This is a genomic window from Cypionkella psychrotolerans (assembly GCF_001294535.1).
Classification (GTDB): Bacteria; Pseudomonadota; Alphaproteobacteria; order Rhodobacterales; family Rhodobacteraceae; genus Cypionkella; species Cypionkella psychrotolerans.
Genome location: NZ_LGIC01000085.1, coordinates 1 through 15,710 on the forward strand (window position 1 = coordinate 1; position 15,710 = coordinate 15,710).

General features: G+C 59.6%; 13 protein-coding genes, 2 pseudogenes and 1 other annotated feature. Of the genes and pseudogenes, 6 read left to right on the forward strand and 9 right to left on the reverse strand.

Annotated elements, in window-relative coordinates; all coding sequences use genetic code 11:
• Positions 1–426 precede the first annotated feature (426 nt).
• Genes AKV04_RS19560 through AKV04_RS19575 form a run of 4 tightly spaced genes read left to right on the forward strand, consistent with a single transcriptional unit; the run spans position 427 to position 6,132 of the window.
• On the forward strand, positions 427–1,869 hold the full coding sequence (locus AKV04_RS19560; protein ID WP_054008104.1) for a tyrosine-type recombinase/integrase: 1,443 nt from the start codon (positions 427–429) through the stop codon (positions 1,867–1,869).
• Complete coding sequence (locus AKV04_RS19565) at positions 1,866–3,674, forward strand: hypothetical protein (protein WP_054008094.1); 1,809 nt, start codon at positions 1,866–1,868, stop codon at positions 3,672–3,674. Before AKV04_RS19560 ends, AKV04_RS19565 begins: the two co-directional genes overlap by 4 nt.
• Complete coding sequence (locus AKV04_RS27300; RefSeq protein WP_054008095.1) at positions 3,671–5,815, forward strand: hypothetical protein; 2,145 nt, start codon at positions 3,671–3,673, stop codon at positions 5,813–5,815. The genes AKV04_RS19565 and AKV04_RS27300 overlap by 4 nt, the downstream gene beginning before the upstream one ends.
• Positions 5,812–6,132 (forward strand): hypothetical protein, encoded by a 321-nt coding sequence (locus tag AKV04_RS19575; protein ID WP_054008096.1) that lies wholly within the window; start codon positions 5,812–5,814, stop codon positions 6,130–6,132. The genes AKV04_RS27300 and AKV04_RS19575 overlap by 4 nt, the downstream gene beginning before the upstream one ends.
• On the opposite strand, the gene AKV04_RS27930 is transcribed toward AKV04_RS19575, so the two are convergent.
• From AKV04_RS27930 to AKV04_RS19610, 8 genes and pseudogenes are all read right to left on the reverse strand, one after another.
• Positions 6,061–6,252, reverse strand: coding sequence for a hypothetical protein (locus AKV04_RS27930; protein WP_054006397.1), 192 nt, complete (start codon positions 6,250–6,252; stop codon positions 6,061–6,063). The genes AKV04_RS19575 and AKV04_RS27930 overlap by 72 nt on opposite strands.
• 440 nt (positions 6,253–6,692) lie before the next feature.
• Positions 6,693–7,031 carry a type II toxin-antitoxin system RelE/ParE family toxin gene (locus AKV04_RS19580; protein ID WP_054008097.1) on the reverse strand — a complete coding sequence of 113 codons (339 nt, stop codon included), beginning with the start codon at positions 7,029–7,031 and terminating at the stop codon, positions 6,693–6,695.
• Positions 7,031–7,291, reverse strand: coding sequence for a type II toxin-antitoxin system ParD family antitoxin (locus AKV04_RS19585; protein WP_054008098.1), 261 nt, complete (start codon positions 7,289–7,291; stop codon positions 7,031–7,033). Before AKV04_RS19585 ends, AKV04_RS19580 begins: the two co-directional genes overlap by 1 nt.
• Before the next feature lie 202 nt (positions 7,292–7,493).
• Positions 7,494–8,507: pseudogene (locus AKV04_RS19590) on the reverse strand (ParB/RepB/Spo0J family partition protein); the annotation flags it as partial.
• A gap of 130 nt (positions 8,508–8,637) precedes the next feature.
• Positions 8,638–9,816 carry a helix-turn-helix domain-containing protein gene (locus AKV04_RS19595; protein WP_054008099.1) on the reverse strand — a complete coding sequence of 393 codons (1,179 nt, stop codon included), beginning with the start codon at positions 9,814–9,816 and terminating at the stop codon, positions 8,638–8,640.
• Between the two features lie 230 nt (positions 9,817–10,046).
• Positions 10,047–11,003 carry a plasmid partitioning protein RepB gene (gene repB / locus AKV04_RS19600; protein WP_054008100.1) on the reverse strand — a complete coding sequence of 319 codons (957 nt, stop codon included), beginning with the start codon at positions 11,001–11,003 and terminating at the stop codon, positions 10,047–10,049.
• Positions 10,993–12,195 carry a plasmid partitioning protein RepA gene (gene repA / locus AKV04_RS19605; RefSeq protein WP_054008105.1) on the reverse strand — a complete coding sequence of 401 codons (1,203 nt, stop codon included), beginning with the start codon at positions 12,193–12,195 and terminating at the stop codon, positions 10,993–10,995. The genes repB and repA overlap by 11 nt, the downstream gene beginning before the upstream one ends.
• 448 nt (positions 12,196–12,643) lie before the next feature.
• On the reverse strand, positions 12,644–13,393 hold the full coding sequence (locus AKV04_RS19610) for a recombinase family protein (protein WP_235815716.1): 750 nt from the start codon (positions 13,391–13,393) through the stop codon (positions 12,644–12,646).
• Positions 13,394–13,407: 14 nt separating this feature from the next.
• On the opposite strand from AKV04_RS19610, the gene AKV04_RS19615 reads away from it, so the two are divergent.
• Both AKV04_RS19615 and AKV04_RS19620 read left to right on the forward strand, forming a co-directional pair.
• Positions 13,408–14,163, forward strand: coding sequence for a DUF1403 family protein (locus AKV04_RS19615; protein WP_328287160.1), 756 nt, complete (start codon positions 13,408–13,410; stop codon positions 14,161–14,163).
• A 2-nt stretch (positions 14,164–14,165) separates the two neighbouring features.
• Positions 14,166–14,438 (forward strand): annotated as a pseudogene (locus AKV04_RS19620) (SMC-Scp complex subunit ScpB); the annotation flags it as partial.
• A gap of 32 nt (positions 14,439–14,470) precedes the next feature.
• Here the strand turns inward: AKV04_RS19620 and AKV04_RS19625 are convergent.
• Positions 14,471–15,705, reverse strand: a protein-coding gene (locus AKV04_RS19625; protein WP_156317698.1) for an IS3 family transposase whose coding sequence is annotated in 2 segments (ribosomal slippage) — positions 14,471–15,411 and positions 15,411–15,705 — 1,236 coding nt in all. Because the reading frame shifts where the segments join, the coding sequence is not laid out codon by codon here.
• Positions 15,302–15,418: a sequence feature (AL1L pseudoknot), on the reverse strand. (Overlaps the previous gene by 117 nt.)
• Positions 15,706–15,710: the final 5 nt, after the last annotated feature.

The window sequence follows — 15,710 nt, forward strand, 5'->3', positions numbered from 1 at the left end:
GGAAATACAGGGGCAAGCAGGTTGTCCGGGTCGTCCGTCAGCTTGCGGGCGCATGGTCTGGTTCGCATCTTCGATCTCCTTTGTTTGAAGGATCGAAGTGAAGCCTGTGATTATGCGCACTGCCAAGGGCTGGGTGCCGAGCGAAAAGCCCGGCATCTCAGCCGCTTACCGAGACGATGACCCTCAACGGGCCATAATCGCGAAGGGATCATACTCGGCAACCAGGACGACCTCGTCGCCGTCGATTTCATCGGCGGGGACTGCGCCATTATCCTGACTCTGTGTTCTGTCTTATCGCCGTGACGTTCGCGGCGCAGAATTCGTGTTGATGATGCCGCTCCCCGCCAGGCGAGTGGCGATGCGAATATCCGACAGCGGCGGGCTCGAGCCCGCCGCTGTCGGATATTCGTGATCGAGGAGAACAAGGTGCCCCAACTCTTTTTCACTGACCTGCCGGCGCTACAACAAACTGTGACGGTTGAAGACGTGGCTCATGCGTTGTCGGCGGATGAGGTCAAAGCCGCTGAAACCTTAGGTTTGGTGGACGGCATGCCATTCATTCTCGGCGATGACGGTAGCTATGACCACTACTTGAATCGCTTTTTCCGAGCCTGTCCTACCTTGGGGGTCCGCTCATCCAACAGTTTGCGCGCCTATGGTCGTGATATTCTGACCTGGATGCGCTTTCTTGCCGAGCGCCGAGATGGAAAATCCCTCTGGGTGGCTGATAGGCACGATGTCGCAGCCTTCCATGCGGCGCGGCGTCTGACGCTTCCTCCGGCGCGCATTTCTACTGCGAGCTGGAACAGGTCGATTGCCGCGATGGACAAGCTCTACCGCTGGGCCGTCGAAGAGGGCGTGATCGCAAAATCACCATTCACCTATCGCCAATCGTGGCGAAGTACGAGCGGTGGGGCGGCCATCACGGTCGCCGCCAACTCCGCGACCGAGCGCGGGGCACGAACGCGCGATGTCCGGTATCTGTCGCTGGAACGGTATTTGTTGTTCCGGGACATAGGCTTGTGCGGGCGTCTTCCAGACGGACGCGAGGATTCCACCTGGCAGGGGCGCAACGGCGAGCGCAATGCGTTGTTCGCGGAATTGCTTGTCACGACAGGCCTGCGGCTTCAGGAAGCGGCAAGTCTGCTGTGGGTCGAGCTGCCCAAACCGGAAGCGGCAGGCGCACAGCGAAGCCGTTCTTTCCGACTGGCGGCGGCAATTGCCAAGGGCAGCAAGGGGCGTGCGATCCGATTGCCCGAACGCGTGCTGAAGCGCCTGCACGAATACGCGGCCCTGGAACGGGCCAATGTGTTGGCGCGCCACGCACAACCGCGCAGTGCGTCGATTGAGCATCCGATCCTTGTCGTCAGCCATGATCGGGGCAGGATTCTTCTGGAAAAGGATAACGCCCGCGCCAACGTCGACATGTTTGCACCGCCCGAACGCAGTCGGTTGGCATGGACGGAAACGTCAGAACCATTGTGTCTTTGGCTGGCGGAAGGGGCGCGGCCCATGCCGATGCCCGCTTGGGAAGCGGTGTTTCGCAGGGCAAGCGCACGGTGCCAGCGGTTCGGAATCGATCTCGAGGTCACGCCGCATATGCTGCGCCACACCTTTGCAGTTCACATGTTGTCGCTCCTTGTGCGTGAACAGATTGGCTTGGTGTTGGACGACAGGCGAACCCATATCGGCGCAGCGTACCGCCGGCTGCTTGGTGATCCTCTTCTGAAATTGCAGCGTTTACTGGGCCATAGCCGCATCGAGAGCACCCATCTCTATCTGGACAGCATGGAAGAAAGTCAGGAGGTGATCGACGCCGCAGTCGAGGCCTGGGAACTGCGCATCAATACTGGTGGGGCACAAAAATGAAACGCGGTCGTTACGCCGTCTTTCCAACTGAAATCGTGCCCGCCGAGAGCCCCGATGAAAACCCACAAGATCCTTTGATCTTCGCGCTTCGGACGGAAGATGCCGGAACGGTCGAAATCGACTTGTCTTCCTGGCAGTTGACGGAGCTGACCCAAGACTTTGCGCCCTTCCTTCAAGAATATCTGCGTCGGATGGGTCCGGCCCCGCTCTGGAAAACTGCACGCGCTTTTATCCAGCGGCTACGGCGGTTCTGGAACTTTCTGGACGAAGAAAGGGTGCCGGCTCGAGATCTTGAGACGCTGACCCCGGCGGTGATCAACGCCTATGAAAACTGGCTGGAACAAAACGCCGGTGAGCGATCCAATCAGCGCAGTTTGCTCGGCGCTCTGATAGGGGTGCTGCGCGTGGCCGCCGAACTCGAACCCGACAGACTTGTGGCCGAAACGCTGTTGCGCCTGAAATACATTGGCCATGGGGCGCACGGCACGTCCAAGCCGCGCGATGCCTATAGCGGAAGGATCGCTACGGCATTGCTGCAGGCAGGGATGCGTCAGATCAGCGAGGCGCGCGACCGGATTGCCACCGGCGGCGCTCTACCTCCCCCTCTTTTAGACCTAGGCAGTGATCTAGAGCTGCGGCAGCGCTATGACCGCGTGGTCGCACAGATTGAGACGACCGGAGTTGTGGCTGGAGAAGGCGCGCTGTTCGACAATCTGCGTTACCACGCTCAAAGATGCGGGCTCGCGTCGCCTATGATTGAAGACCTGCATGCCGGATTCCACCTGACCCGGTTTGATATCTCAGGTTTTCTTGTCTGGCTGTCCTTGACGACCGGCATGGAGATCGAAGCGCTGCGTGGGCTTGAGGCGGACTGCCTGCGCAATCCCAACCGGGGTTACATCGAGATCGACTATCGAAAGCGGCGCGCGCACCATGCCGAGTGGAAGCGGTTGCGTGTCCGTGACGGCGGCCGGGCGACGCCCGGCGCCGTCCTGCGGCTTGCGATCAAGCTGACGGAACGAGCCCGGCAGCACACCGGATCGAGCAAGCTCTGGATCACCTGGAAGCCGAGCCGCCTGTCGCCGCCGAAAAAGCTCGAGACCTGCGTGGCCGCCTTCGTCGACAAGCACGGGATCGTCGACGACAAAGGAAAACCTCTGGCTCTCAATCTGGCCAGACTTCGCAAGACCCAGAAAGCAGACTGGTACAAGCGGACAGGAGGGCAGTTGGAAATCTTCGCCGTCGGCCACACAGTGCCGGTGGCGGCCAATCACTATGCCGACATTCCTGCCCTTCGACATCTTCATGAGCAGACGATCGTCGAGGCGTTGACTGACGCGATGGCCCCGGCTCTGCGACCCCATATTCTTCTGCCCGCAGATGAGGTCCGGCTGCACGCTTCAATGGACGTGAGCGGGCTGCCCGTGCAACCTGAAAACATCGACTCACTCCTCGACGGAAAGCAGGACCTTTGGCTGGCGGCATGCGGCAACTTCCACGCCAGCCCCTTCGGCCGGGCAGGAGAAGCCTGTCCAACGCCGTTCTGGGGATGCCTGGAATGCTCCAACGCCGTCATCACCGCCCGAAAGCTGCCGGCGCTGATCGCGTTCCTGGCATTCATGGACGAGCAGCGCAAAGCTTTGCTGTCGGATGACTGGGCCGAAAAATTCCAGCAGCCCTATCACCGGATCAAAGATCAGATCTTGCCAAAGTTCCCTGCCTCTGTCGTCGAAAACGCTCGCGTTGAGGCGGCTAAGTCTGCGGCGTCATTGCTCTATCTTCCGCCGGAGGCCTACGGTTCATGACATCTTCACCCCCTTTGAAAGACGAACTTGCCCTCTCGCGCATCAGGGCAAATGACGACATCGTTCTGGCGTCGATGCCCCTTTGCGATAGAACCGACCGGGCGGCACTCTCGCGGTTCGGCGAGGATGTCTGGAATATGGCGCCCGCGATGTTCAACATGGCCCGAAATGCCTTTCGAACGGTCGACTTCACCGCAATCCCCTGCCCTGCCGAGCGGTTGCTTGCAAAGGAGTACATCTATGCCTGGATGAATGAACGGCTTGCCGACGGGGGGCCACGGCTGCGCCCTGCCTCTGGCCACAACGCCCTCATGACCCTGCGCCGCTTCCTGGACTTCGTTCGATTGCGGCTCGGCGAGCTCGATCTGGCATCCGTCGATCAGGATCTGATCGATGCTTACGCGGCCCATCACCGGGCGCGGCCAATTACGCCGGGGCGTGTGGGTGTGTGTCTCAAGCCGGTTGTTCAACTTCATCGTCTGGCACCCTGGCTGACAAGCGGTGGCCTTGCCTTCGCGCCATGGCACGGGCGTCCGGCTTATCGGGCAACTGGCGAGGGTGCCCGCAGTTCGGAAAACCGGACGCCACGGATCCCGGAGCCGGTCATCGCGGCGACGCTGGGTTGGTCGCTAAAATATCTCGAGCACTTTGCGGCTGATATCTTCGCCGCCCGGGTTGAAGCGGATGCGTTGGATTCTGCGTTTGCCGCGCGGTCAAGGGCCCGACATACCCGCCCAGCCGTCATGCTGGCCTCGTGGATCGAAAACCGCCGCAAGGCAGGCCGAGGCATTCCTGTCTGGGAAAGGCCCCTTTCAATCGGGGGGTTGACCGGAAAATTGTCGCAGGATGGCAGATTCAATGGTGAGGTCATCAATCTGAAGCTCGTGACCATGCAGTGCGGCTTGCATCTTACCACCGTCCACAGCGATTCCCGCCTTTTGACGATGCTTCACGCCGCCGCCGATGAGCTTGGCTTCGAGGTCGGAGGCATGGACACACCGATCTCCCATGATCTCGACACGGGCCGGCCTTGGCGGGCAGGGTTCGATGCCTTCAGCCTGGCGCGGGAAGAAAGGCATTTGCAGACCGCCGCCTACATCGTGTGCTGCTATTTGACGGGGATGCGCGACGGTGAAGTGCAGTCGTTGCAAGTCGGCTGCCTGAAACGCGATCTTGGGGCGGATGGTCAGACGGAACGACTGGCAATCGAGGGCGTAACCTGGAAGGACCGCGGCGCTCGCGGCGAACAGGTCGAATGGATCACCATCGAGGCGGCGGCTCAGGCGATCAGGGTTGCCGAGCGTCTCTCAGAGCGGGCCCGGCGAAACGCGGGGACGGACCGGCTATGGATTGCCTTGAATGAACACAACGCGATCCCAGCCGAAACTCCGATTCTCATTGCCAGGAAAATCAATCAGTTCCGCGAACACCTTGATGAATGTTACGGTGCTGAGGGCATCCCTGCGATCCCCCGGAATGGAGAAGAAGTCTGGCGCTTCAACACCCGCCAGTTCAGACGGACACTGGCCTGGTACATTGCCAACCGGCCCTTCGGGGTCGTGGCCGGCAAAATCCAGTACAAACACACTTCTGTGGCCATGTTTGACGGTTACGCTGGCGCGTCCGCATCCGGCTTCAGACAGGAGGTAGAACAGGAACTTGCGTTCGGGCAACTCGACGACATCATCGACTATTTCGAAAATCACCAGCGAGGGCACCAGCCTGGCGGCCCTGCTGGCCGCCGGATCGGGAACGAACTGGAGCAGGTCGGCCGCCAACTCGGGCCGCTGCCGGGGCAACTGGCCGATCGCAAGCGCCTGAAGGCTATGTTGGCGCATCTGGCGCGGACTTTGTACGTTGGATATCTGAACGATTGCTTCTTTGACCATTCAACGGCGCTCTGCCTGCGCGAGACCGAGAAGGCTGCAGCCTCGGCACCGGTACTTTCGCGCTGCTCCCCTGACCGGTGTCCCAATGCCTGCCTCGTCGAGCGGCACCACCCACCGTGGGAAGCCTCGATTGCTCAGGCAGAGGACCTCCTCGCCGACAAACGCCTTTCTCCGCTGCAACGCGAGGCATTGCACAAGGACAACCAGCGCAAACGCAAGCGCATTGCGCCGCTGAAGGAACGCGCATCATGAAGTCGGTCAGCACGACCACTGAACGGGCGCTTCTCGACGCGATGGGCCGCCTCCTTGACAGGTGCCCGCGCTTATCCGATGGCAAGCTGACGGTCGTCAATCTTGCCATCGAAGCTGGTGTCAGTCGCGCGACAGCGAACCGCGCGCCCAAGGTGCTGGAAATCTTCCGACAGGCGGTGGCCAAGTCGAAGATCCGACAGAATGCGCCCGATCAGCAAGCGGAAACAGATCGGGCCAAAAGGTTGCTACGCGCCGACGAAAACGTGCTCGCCCAACACCGACAAGTCCGCGAACTCCTGGCTTCCCGAAAGCGATAAGACAGGTTGACTGTTCAGATAAGCGCCGAACGTTCCATCCCCTGCCTGGAAGACGACGATGGAAACCATGAGCGTAGCGGCGAGAGAGGCGGCGAAGGCGTGTGCATCTTTGCGGGACATCTGTTTTGGCTCCTGCTGGGAGGCGAGGGACCATCCCCCGCGCTGACAGGAACCCGAAGGACCAAAGACAGGCTGACATCACCGGGTGCGTTCGGGCTTGCCCCGAATCCGGCCGGCGGCACGGGCTTGCCCGTAGTCCGAGCCCTTGTGGCTTGATTTTGAGTCCGGCTTTGGGCCAAGGAAGTGGCTGGCAAGCGGGGGATGGTGCTTTGACGACAGGTGCCGAATTGTCCCGCTGATGCTCACCCCACCCGCGCCTCGGACATGCTTATGGTTGAGGGCATCTTCCTTGGAGATGGCGCTTTTGGTGCCCCGCGCATCGCGGGACGAGGTCATGTTGAGGGAGAGACCCGCCAGCAGCGGGCCCCTCCGGTTTTGCGAAGGCACAGGCGGCGATGTACGCCTCCCCTCTTCCTGTGCATTTTGAACTTGGGAACTGGCTATTCGCCGCTGTCGCCTTCGCCCAAGGCAGCAAGCCGAGCGGGCAGGTCCATCCTGACATGCAGGAAGTCGACGACGATCATTCTGTCCGGTCCGGCGATGAAAACCACATAATGCTGGCCAGACCTGGCATAACGCAGGTTTTCCGGAAGCGCCGGATCAACCAGACGACGGCAATCCTTGGACGGCGCCGCACCATCGGCCAGCGCTTGGCACTTCTCAATCAGGTCATCGGCATAGGCGTCAGCTTGTCGCCTGCCGAAGGTCTCGACCGTCCATACGGCAATATCCTTCAGCGCGGCTTCTGCCTGCCGCGTCAATACCCACTGTTTGGACATCAGGACGCAGACTTTTTCGCCGTTGCAAAGACGCGCCGGATCGCTTCTTCACCGGATCCGCGCGCGAAAGCGCCATCCCGCGCTTCCAGAACACCACGCGTCAGCCGTGCGCGCAGGTCCCGAAACTCGGCCTCTTCGCGCTCCAGCAAGCGCAAACCGGCCCGCAATGCTTCAGAGGCGTTCTGGTACCGGCCCGAGGCAACCAGATCGTCGATCAGCTTTGATTGAGGTTCGGTCAGAACAACGTTGCGGGTGGCCATCGCTTCATCTCCATTTGATTGGCAATATATGCCAATGATGTCTGGCTGTCGATAGAGGCTCGGCCAAACCTCAGGACAGTAATGGCCGAGCCAAATTCGTATATCTCCTCAGGCGGCGATGTCCGCCTCCCCTGCCCCGCTTTCGCTGACGTCTTCACCGACCATCTCCAGCCGCGCGTTGCGATAGCCCTCCTTGGCAATGGTATTCGTCCTGGCCGGAGTATTCCTCCTCTAGTGCCCGATACTCGGCCAAGAGCGCAGCTTGGGCAGCGCTGTCTTCCGCGTTCAGCAGCGCTTGCTCCCCAGCCAACCGCCGGAGACCATGGCTGTAGCCATAGGGAAGATCGGTCGAGACCTCGATCCACTTCCAGCCCTCGGAAGCAATGGCCTCAGCTTCAACTTGCAGTTTGTCTGCGATGAGGCGGTCAAGCAGGGCAGGGTCCTCGAGCCAACCCCCATCATCGCCCTGAAAGAGATCACGCGAGATAGTGCCGCCCGCCGCTTCATAGGCATCAACGCCAACAAAGACCGCACGCCGATCAGTGGCCCGCACCGACGTTTCCGTCAGCATGCGGCGGATGGAATAGGGTTCCTTGTTCCACGAGGTCTTCACCGCCTCCCAGACCTGCACCTGACGCGCATGATCGGCGCTGACCGTGAAGGCCATCAACTGCTCCAGCGTCATGCCATCCTCGGCATAGACATCGAGAAGGGCAGGGGCCACGGAGGCGAGCCTCAAACGCTGCTTTACCACCTGCGCCGCGACAAAGAACGCCGCTGCGATTTCTTCATCGCTTTGGCCCTTCTCACGCAGCGCTGCAAAAGCACGGAACTGATCCAGCGGGTGCAAGGCCACGCGCTGCATGTTCTCTGCCAGCGAGTCATCCTCAGCGAGAATGTTTGAGGCAGCATCCCGCACGATGCAGGGGATCGGCGCGAACTTCGCCAGACGCTTCTGCTTCACCAGCAGCGACAACGCCTGGAACCGCCGCCCACCGGCCGGGATTTCGAACTTGCCGGTCTCGACGCCGGCCTCATCCAATACGGGCCGCACATTCAAGCCCTGCAGCAACCCGCGCCGCGCAATGTCCTCGGCCAACTCGTCGACAGAGACGCCGGCTTTGATGCGCCGGACGTTGGACTGGCTCAGCACCAGTTTGTCGAAGGGGATGTCCCGCGAGGGGGACAGGGTGATTTTCTGGGCAGCTTGAGCCATCAGACATTCTCCACAACGGGCGTCGGAAGCCACTCTCCCGATCTCACTTCCCGTCACCCTCAAACCAACCCTTCTCTCGCTTTCTTGCGCAGCAACGGGTCATCGAAACGTAGAGGTATAACTCGAGTCTTTAAGCTCCGATGCAAAGTTGGCCATGGCCAACTTGTTGGCTGCGGCGGCTGGTTAAGATCTTTGTCAGGTAGCTATCAGGGCATTTTACTTGGTCGACCTTGCTCGCGATCTGATCCGCTACCTGTATGGTCGCTGTTACGCCAAGGATGGAGACTGCCCTACCCAAAATCACGCTGTCTATTCTCAGCATTTTTCCAAACTCAAAAAGCAGTTGTAGGAGGCCATGCTCTGACTTGGGGTGGTCTGGATAGAAGGCCGGAATAGCAGTGAGGGAAGCCCAGATTTCTGAAATGGAGCTGGGGAAGGTTTTTTTTGTATATGATTTTGGAGTCTCTTTGTGCCGGTCATTTTGTCCGTCTGAGGCGGTCATTTTATTCGTGAAACGCAGGTCCGTTTGCTCATGTGCGTGCTCGTGTTCCTGATGGTTGGCCACGGCCAACTCATCGGAAGTCGTCGTGACTGTCCTTGAATCTTCAGCTTGTAGGATGTTTTTGAGTTTGCTGACTATGCTGGTTGCCTGCAGCACAGTGACCCCGGTACGGCGGATGTAGTTGCGGGCAGTCTCTACGAAGTTAAGCACATCACCTTGCAGTCCGAGCGAGAGGCACTGAACGCGTAGCTTTTGAATGCAGGCCTTCATCCCTCGAAGTTCTTCGGCTTCCTCACGATGTTTCTGAGAGAGCGCCAAGATTTCGGCGGAACGGGCGAGTAGGGGCGAGAGGTCGAGGCCAAACGCTCCGATGACTTTGCCTTTGCGCATGATCGGGAACCGCTTGCCATTGGCGCTGTCACGCCGTTGGATCAAACAGGCAGCTTCGAGTTTCTCCAGGTGCCGCCGAAGCTGCCTGTCCGTTATGCCTTTCGCGCGAAAGCACAGCGTATCATTGCATGCAAAGACAGTGAGCAGCGTTAGTGGTGTGATCGGGGTGTCGCTGCCGGTTTTTGGGTCGTTGCATGGGAGGCAGCTCAGTAGAGCGTCAAGCACAACGACCGACGACGACCGCAGCCCAAGCACGCGACTCGCAGTATTGACCGCGGTCATCAGGGCGCGCCGCGTTACAGGTGCGAAGTGCGGTTGTTGGGCAATCGTACCGATACCGATGAAAGAATTGCAGGTTGAGAAGGCACAGGTAGGCTGTGCCTCGGCCTCGATGGCCGTGACTTTTTCGTATTCCATCTGTTTTCAGACAGCAAAAGGATACCGGTCACCGAAATCGGTGTTGCAGTGATTCGATTTTTTGGGTACCAATGAATTGCGAGTAAATCGGGACCCTCTGGAGTGCTTCACCGCCTTCGGGGGGTTTCTTTTTGCGCTACGTCTGCCTCCTTTTTGATTGTTTCTTGCCTGTTCGATCTTGGTTGACCATGGCCAACCCCTTACAGATCAATAACTTACGCTACGCGTCGTCATGATCTTTCTTTCCACTCTTTGTACAGGTGCTCAAGCCTCGCCTCTACGAAGGTGATGAAACCGCGCTCCTTCCTGTCGGACACCTCGATCAAGAGGCGCTGCCCCTTTGATCTGAACGCAACCGTCGTTTCTTGAACCTTGTTGAGCGGGGCAGGGGACAGCGCCCTCTCAGTCGGTCCTGATGCACTCTGAGGTGTGTCCACGACGTTCTGTAGCGCATCGATGACAGCGCCAAGCTTCTCGGCCGCAGTGCCAAGTTCGGGAACCAGAGCCAAGACTGAATCGTCTGTGGGCCCGTTATCGACTTTGATCAGGCGCCGCAGCTCAAGCCATGGGCGCCGACCCGCTTCATGCGCAGCGCCGATCTTATAGATCACTGCGTCTGGCACATCACGGGCGACGCTGATCAGTTTGCTGAGCGTCCCCTTGTCGACGGCAAGCACGTCCCCAATCTCGGCACGAGTAAATCCCTGATCTTCAAGCTTTGTTGCGAAAATGGCTTGCTCGATGAAGCTGCGTTCGAGGCGCGCAGAGTTTTCCAGGGCCTGCGAGACGAGCGCCTCACGGTGATCCATTTCCTTGACGTAAGCTTTGACCTTGATCCCAAGCACGCGACAAGCGGCAATCCTCCGGCGTCCGTAGACCACCTCATAGCGCGGGCCGGGGCCGCGGCGATAGCGGAGAAGGGCAGGGAGCTGTTGACCGGATGCCCTAATGGACTCGATCAGGTCGTTCAGTCCCTCGGATACGTCAAAACGATCAGCGATTTCGGAATCGGCGATTTCGTTGACTTCAACTTCCTGGGCCGATTGAGCTGAGACCTGAGAAAGCACATCGGACATGCTTTTAAGCGAACGAGGCGAACTCTCGCCCACCTTTGGCCCCACTTCGGAAAGGACTGAGGGCTTTGAGCCCATTTGCGCCAGGCTCTTGGCAAGAAGATCACGCTTCATTGGTGCCCCCTCGGCCCCAAGCGGATTGGATCATCTTTTCAATGTCGTTTGAAAAGCTCATCACCGACTCTAGGGCCCGTTCATAAGTCTTCCGGTTCTTGGTCGTAGCCAGGTCCACCTCGAATATGGTCTTCTGGGAAAGGCCGGCCTCGCTGACCGCCGAAGACTTCACGAAGGGTGTTTTGATGACGCTGTCACCGAGCAACTGCCTCAGCCATTCCGACAAATCTTGTTGCGTGCTGATCGCGGTGTCGAAGCGCGTCAGGAGGTAGGCGAAATTGTCATAGGCGCCGATGCCACCGTTCGAGTAGAGGACCTCCAGCACGCCAGATGCCATCGTCAGAAACTGGCTGGCCGATGCCAAATCTACACGCTCAGGAATGATGGTCATGAGCAGCGAAGTCGACGCGCAGACGGCGGCCATCGTAAGATAGCCAAGCTGTGGCGGGCAGTCGATCAGTACGATGTCATAGTCGTCCTCGACTTGCCGCAGTGAGTCTCGGATCCGGTTGAAAAAGACGGGCTGTTCCCCGCGGCTCAACGCAGTCGGAGTTTCGGTTTCGAATTCCGACAGCATGATCCCGCCGGGGACGAGGTCTAGGTTCGGGAAATAGGTCTTGCGCAATACATCCACGATCGGGACCCGAGACGTGTCGCCATCGTTGTAACGGATCGCGTCGTACAGAGTCCCACCATGACGGAAGTCGATCTCAGGCTGATATCCAAAGAAAGTGGTCAACGAGGCTTGAGGATCCGCGTCGACAAGACACACACGATAGCCACGCAAAGCGAGCCTCATGCCGAGTGTCACGGTCGTAGTTGTTTTGCTGGAGCCGCCTTTGAAATTGACGGTAGACCAAATTTGCAGCTTGTCGCCGGGCCGTCTCCCTGGAAGGAATTGAAAAGGGTCCTTGGCGTTCTGAGACAAGATGCTGCGTATTTCGAGGATGTTCTCGGCGGAATAGAGGCGTTTGTTGCCTAGGCCCTGTTCGACCTCGGGAATCCTGCCATCGAAGTGCGCCTTGCGCAGATAGCTATCACTGACGCGCAGAAGCTCTCCCACCTCCGCGCTTGTGAAGGTACGGAGTGTTTTCTGCTCCTTCGGTGCCAGAAAGAGCTTCGACATATGTTCTAAGGCTTCGGAAAGCCGTTCTGCGTCTGCCTTCAGCTTGTCATGCAGCACTTGGTGCATCATTGTTCGCCCGTCTCGAGACATCTCTTAAGCGTTACTGGTACTCAGCTAGTGATCCGAGCTTGCAGGAACGCAGTGGACGTCATTTTCTTTGTTTTCGCGTTACAGCTATGACGCCGGTCGCGAAGAAACTCAAGACAAATTGTGTGCAGCTATCTTGTGCTTTCTGCAGCCTGGGCCACCACATCATGCAAGGCGGTTGAAGTGAACTGTCAGAAGGTAGTCGTAATATATTGAAAAGTCTGAACAAAATGCTAAGACACTTATCCACAGGGCGTCACCACCGTGTTCAGATTGGTGTCGCATCTAGGTCTGCTCTGAAGTTGCAGTAACGGCATTAACGCCCTAGCACCACTTTCGTGTCCTTTAGGACGCCTATTCCGATTCTCAGTCATGGCCATTTGGGAGAATGCCATTTGGTTCAGCAGGCATCGAAAACCGTTACCAACTATAGCAGCCCCAACTTCTTGGCCCGCTCCAAGATCATCCTGACCGACGACGGCTCCCACCTGCTGCGTCCTCTGGGCGTCCGTTCACGCATCGCCTCTAGCCGGTTGCAGAGGGCTTGAAGCGTCATCTTGGGATCGGCGCCTTTGATGCCCGCGACGATAGCGGGCAGGCGGTCATTTTTGTCAGGTGCGGTGGCGCGGGTCAGGATGGTCTCGGGCAGCAGGCCTTCGCGGACAAAGGTCTTGGCAGCACGGATCAGGCGGGGCAGGGACCAAGGCTGCGCCTCACGGGGCAGGCCGGAGTTGACGATCCGCAACACGTCTTCCCACGGTGTGCCCGGCCGTAGACGGCGGACCTCGGGTACCCATTGGTCGGCATTGGCATTCAGTTTCTGAAAATGGCTTTCCACCCGCGCAGCCCTTGCCTTGCGGATGGCCACGGGATCGCCCGCCTTCAGCCCCGGATTGCCGCCGATCCGCCCCTCAGCCTTGGCGGACCGCAGTCCGGCTTTGGTACGCTCGCGGATCAGGGCCCGTTCAAACTCAGCGGCCGCGCCGAGAACCTGCAGGGTAAACTTGCCCTGAGGCGACGCCGTGTCGATCGGATCCTGCAAGGACCGGAAATGCGCACCTTTGGCCTCCAGCCGCTCAATGATCTCCAAGAGGTGTGAAAGCGAACGGGCCAGCCGGTCGATCCGCACCACGACCAGTGAGCTTAAAGGCTGCGGCGTTTCGCTCCGGGGCGGCATTGGCATATTTGCACATGATAACAGCGCAAAAAGCTGTCCCGCAGGCGCTGTGGCGCGACCGGCTGGCGCTCGCGGCGGCTGAGGTTTGTGCGGGTCATACCGGTCGGCGTGAAAGTGCGGCGGGCCTGCGCGATGCGGTGCATCTGACGAGGCCCGGCGATCATCCGGGGCCAGCAGGCGCGATCTTCAGGCAATGGTCCCGCGCGGTGGCGCAGCCGCTCTCACTTGCGGGGCTCGGCAAGGCTTTGGAAGGTGTGGCTGCACAAAGCATCGCGCGCGGCCTCGATGCGGCGGGCGGAACCCCGGTGGATCGGGCCGCGGCGGCGATCGAGGCCATGCTGATGAATAACCCGCGCGCTGAAGTGGCTGCCGTGATCCTTGGCGATGCGGTGCTCGCGAAGTCCTTGAGTTGGAAGCATGTCTTGCCGCTTATGTCGCTGGCCCTGAAGTCGCGCGATCTGCGGTTGCGGGGCGAGGCGTTTCGGGTGGCCTGTCACCGGGCCGTCGTGGCCGGGGCCGGGCAAGCGGTGCCGCTCGCGGCCGATCTGGCGCGGGCGGAGGTGCGGCTCCGGTCGGTGGCCCCGAAGTTGCGCGCCAAGGCCGCGACACGGGCGGTGGAGATGTTCTTGTCGCGCGATGCGCTGGCGCCCTCGGCTTTGACGACCTTCATGTCGGACCGCGCCGCGCGCCGGTTGTGTGACAGGCTGGTCACCTTGGGCGCGGTGCGCGAGTTGACAGGGCGTGAGACCTTCCGCCTCTACGGGGTCTGAGCATGGCACGCGACAAGCGACAGGTGGACCTGGACCGCGAACTCTCTGAGCTCGCGCCCGATCTGCGCTGGCGGGAATGGATGCGTCGGATCGAGGCGGTGCTTTTTGCCTCCGCGACGCCGGTTACGCGCGACGATCTGGCGCGCGTGGTGGGGCAGGGGGCTTCGGTTGATCTTCTGGTTGAGGATCTTAGGGCCGATCTGCAGGGCCGGTCCTTCGAGGTGGCAAAGGCGGGTGCGGGCTGGATGCTCAGGACGCACGCTGTCTATGAACCGCTCCGGGTTTTCCGGAGACCAATTAGTCCGTGTTACGCGACCATATCGAGTGCGTTCAGGTTTTCATAGAAGGCCTCCTCTGCCTCTGCGGGTGGGATGTTTCCGATAGGCTCAAGCAACCGCCTGTTGTTGAACCAATCGACCCATTTCAGCGTTTCCAATTCTACCTCCTCCATGGTTTTCCATGAACTGCGCCGCCGAATGACCTCGGTTTTGTAGAGACCGTTGATCGTTTCGGCCAAAGCGTTGTCATAGGCGTCGCCGACGCTGCCAACGGATGGCTCAATGCCCGCATTTGCCAATCGCTCGGTGTAGCGAATGGACACGTATTGCCCGCCGGGATCGCTATGATGAATAAGCCCGCCTTGATAGGTTGGGCGGCGGGCATAAAGCGCTTGCTCAAGTGCATCGAGAACGGAGTCGGTCTTGGCAGACCGCGATGCCTTCCAGCCGACGATGCTGTTGGCAAAGGTGTCGATCACGAAGGCGACGTAGACAAAGCCCTGCCACGTTGAGACATAAGTGAAGTCACTGACCCACAGCATATTTGGCGCTAGCGCTCGGAACTTGCGGTTCACCTTGTCGCGTGGGCATGGCACTGACGTGTCGGGGATCGTTGTTTTCATGGCCTTTCCTCGAACGATTCCCCGTAAACCCATGCCTTTCATGAGGCGAGCAACGGTGCAGCGCGCCACGGCTTCACCTTCACGGCACAGCTGTCGCCAGGCTTTGCGGACACCGTAAACCTCCCAGTTGTCATCCCAGACCTTCTGGATTTTTGGCCGTAAAGCCGCATCCCGCTGCTGGCGTGCCGAGGCCTTGGACGGATCGGCGCGCACAGCGAGGCAGGCGTAGTAGGTCGATGGGGCAATCGGCAGCACCCTGCAGATAGACTCGACCCCATAAACCACGCGATGATCATCAACAAAGTCGATCATGGCTTGAACGGGCGGTCGAGTTCCGCCTGTGCAAAATACGCTGACGCCTTGCGCAGGATCTCGTTTGCCTGCCGAAGCTGGCGCACCTCGCGTTCCAGTTCTTTGATCTTGTCACGCTCAGCACTGGTCGCACCTTCCCGTGCTCCGCTGTCCTTTTCCGCCTGCCGAACCCAGACCCTCAATGTCTCCGGGATGCAGCCAATCTTAGGGGCAATCGCAGCAACTGCCGCAGATTGCGTTTCATAGGAGCCTTGATGCTCCAACACCATGCGAACGGCACGCGCCCGCATCTCCGGTGAATAACGGTTTGATGTCTTACTCTTTTCCATAGCCC

Bases quoted from the DNA above. Each gene is read 5' to 3' on its own strand.
- AKV04_RS19565 (WP_054008094.1), top strand. From the start codon at position 1,866: ATGAAACGCGGTCGTTACGCCGTCTTTCCAACTGAAATCGTGCCCGCC.
- AKV04_RS27300 (WP_054008095.1), top strand. From the start codon at position 3,671: ATGACATCTTCACCCCCTTTGAAAGACGAACTTGCCCTCTCGCGCATC.
- AKV04_RS19575 (WP_054008096.1), top strand. From the start codon at position 5,812: ATGAAGTCGGTCAGCACGACCACTGAACGGGCGCTTCTCGACGCGATG.
- AKV04_RS27930 (WP_054006397.1), bottom strand. From the start codon at position 6,252: ATGTCCCGCAAAGATGCACACGCCTTCGCCGCCTCTCTCGCCGCTACG.
- AKV04_RS19580 (WP_054008097.1), bottom strand. From the start codon at position 7,031: ATGTCCAAACAGTGGGTATTGACGCGGCAGGCAGAAGCCGCGCTGAAG.
- AKV04_RS19585 (WP_054008098.1), bottom strand. From the start codon at position 7,291: ATGGCCACCCGCAACGTTGTTCTGACCGAACCTCAATCAAAGCTGATC.
- AKV04_RS19595 (WP_054008099.1), bottom strand. From the start codon at position 9,816: ATGGAATACGAAAAAGTCACGGCCATCGAGGCCGAGGCACAGCCTACC.
- repB (WP_054008100.1), bottom strand. From the start codon at position 11,003: ATGAAGCGTGATCTTCTTGCCAAGAGCCTGGCGCAAATGGGCTCAAAG.
- repA (WP_054008105.1), bottom strand. From the start codon at position 12,195: ATGCACCAAGTGCTGCATGACAAGCTGAAGGCAGACGCAGAACGGCTT.
- AKV04_RS19610 (WP_235815716.1), bottom strand. From the start codon at position 13,393: ATGCCGCCCCGGAGCGAAACGCCGCAGCCTTTAAGCTCACTGGTCGTG.
- AKV04_RS19615 (WP_328287160.1), top strand. From the start codon at position 13,408: ATGATAACAGCGCAAAAAGCTGTCCCGCAGGCGCTGTGGCGCGACCGG.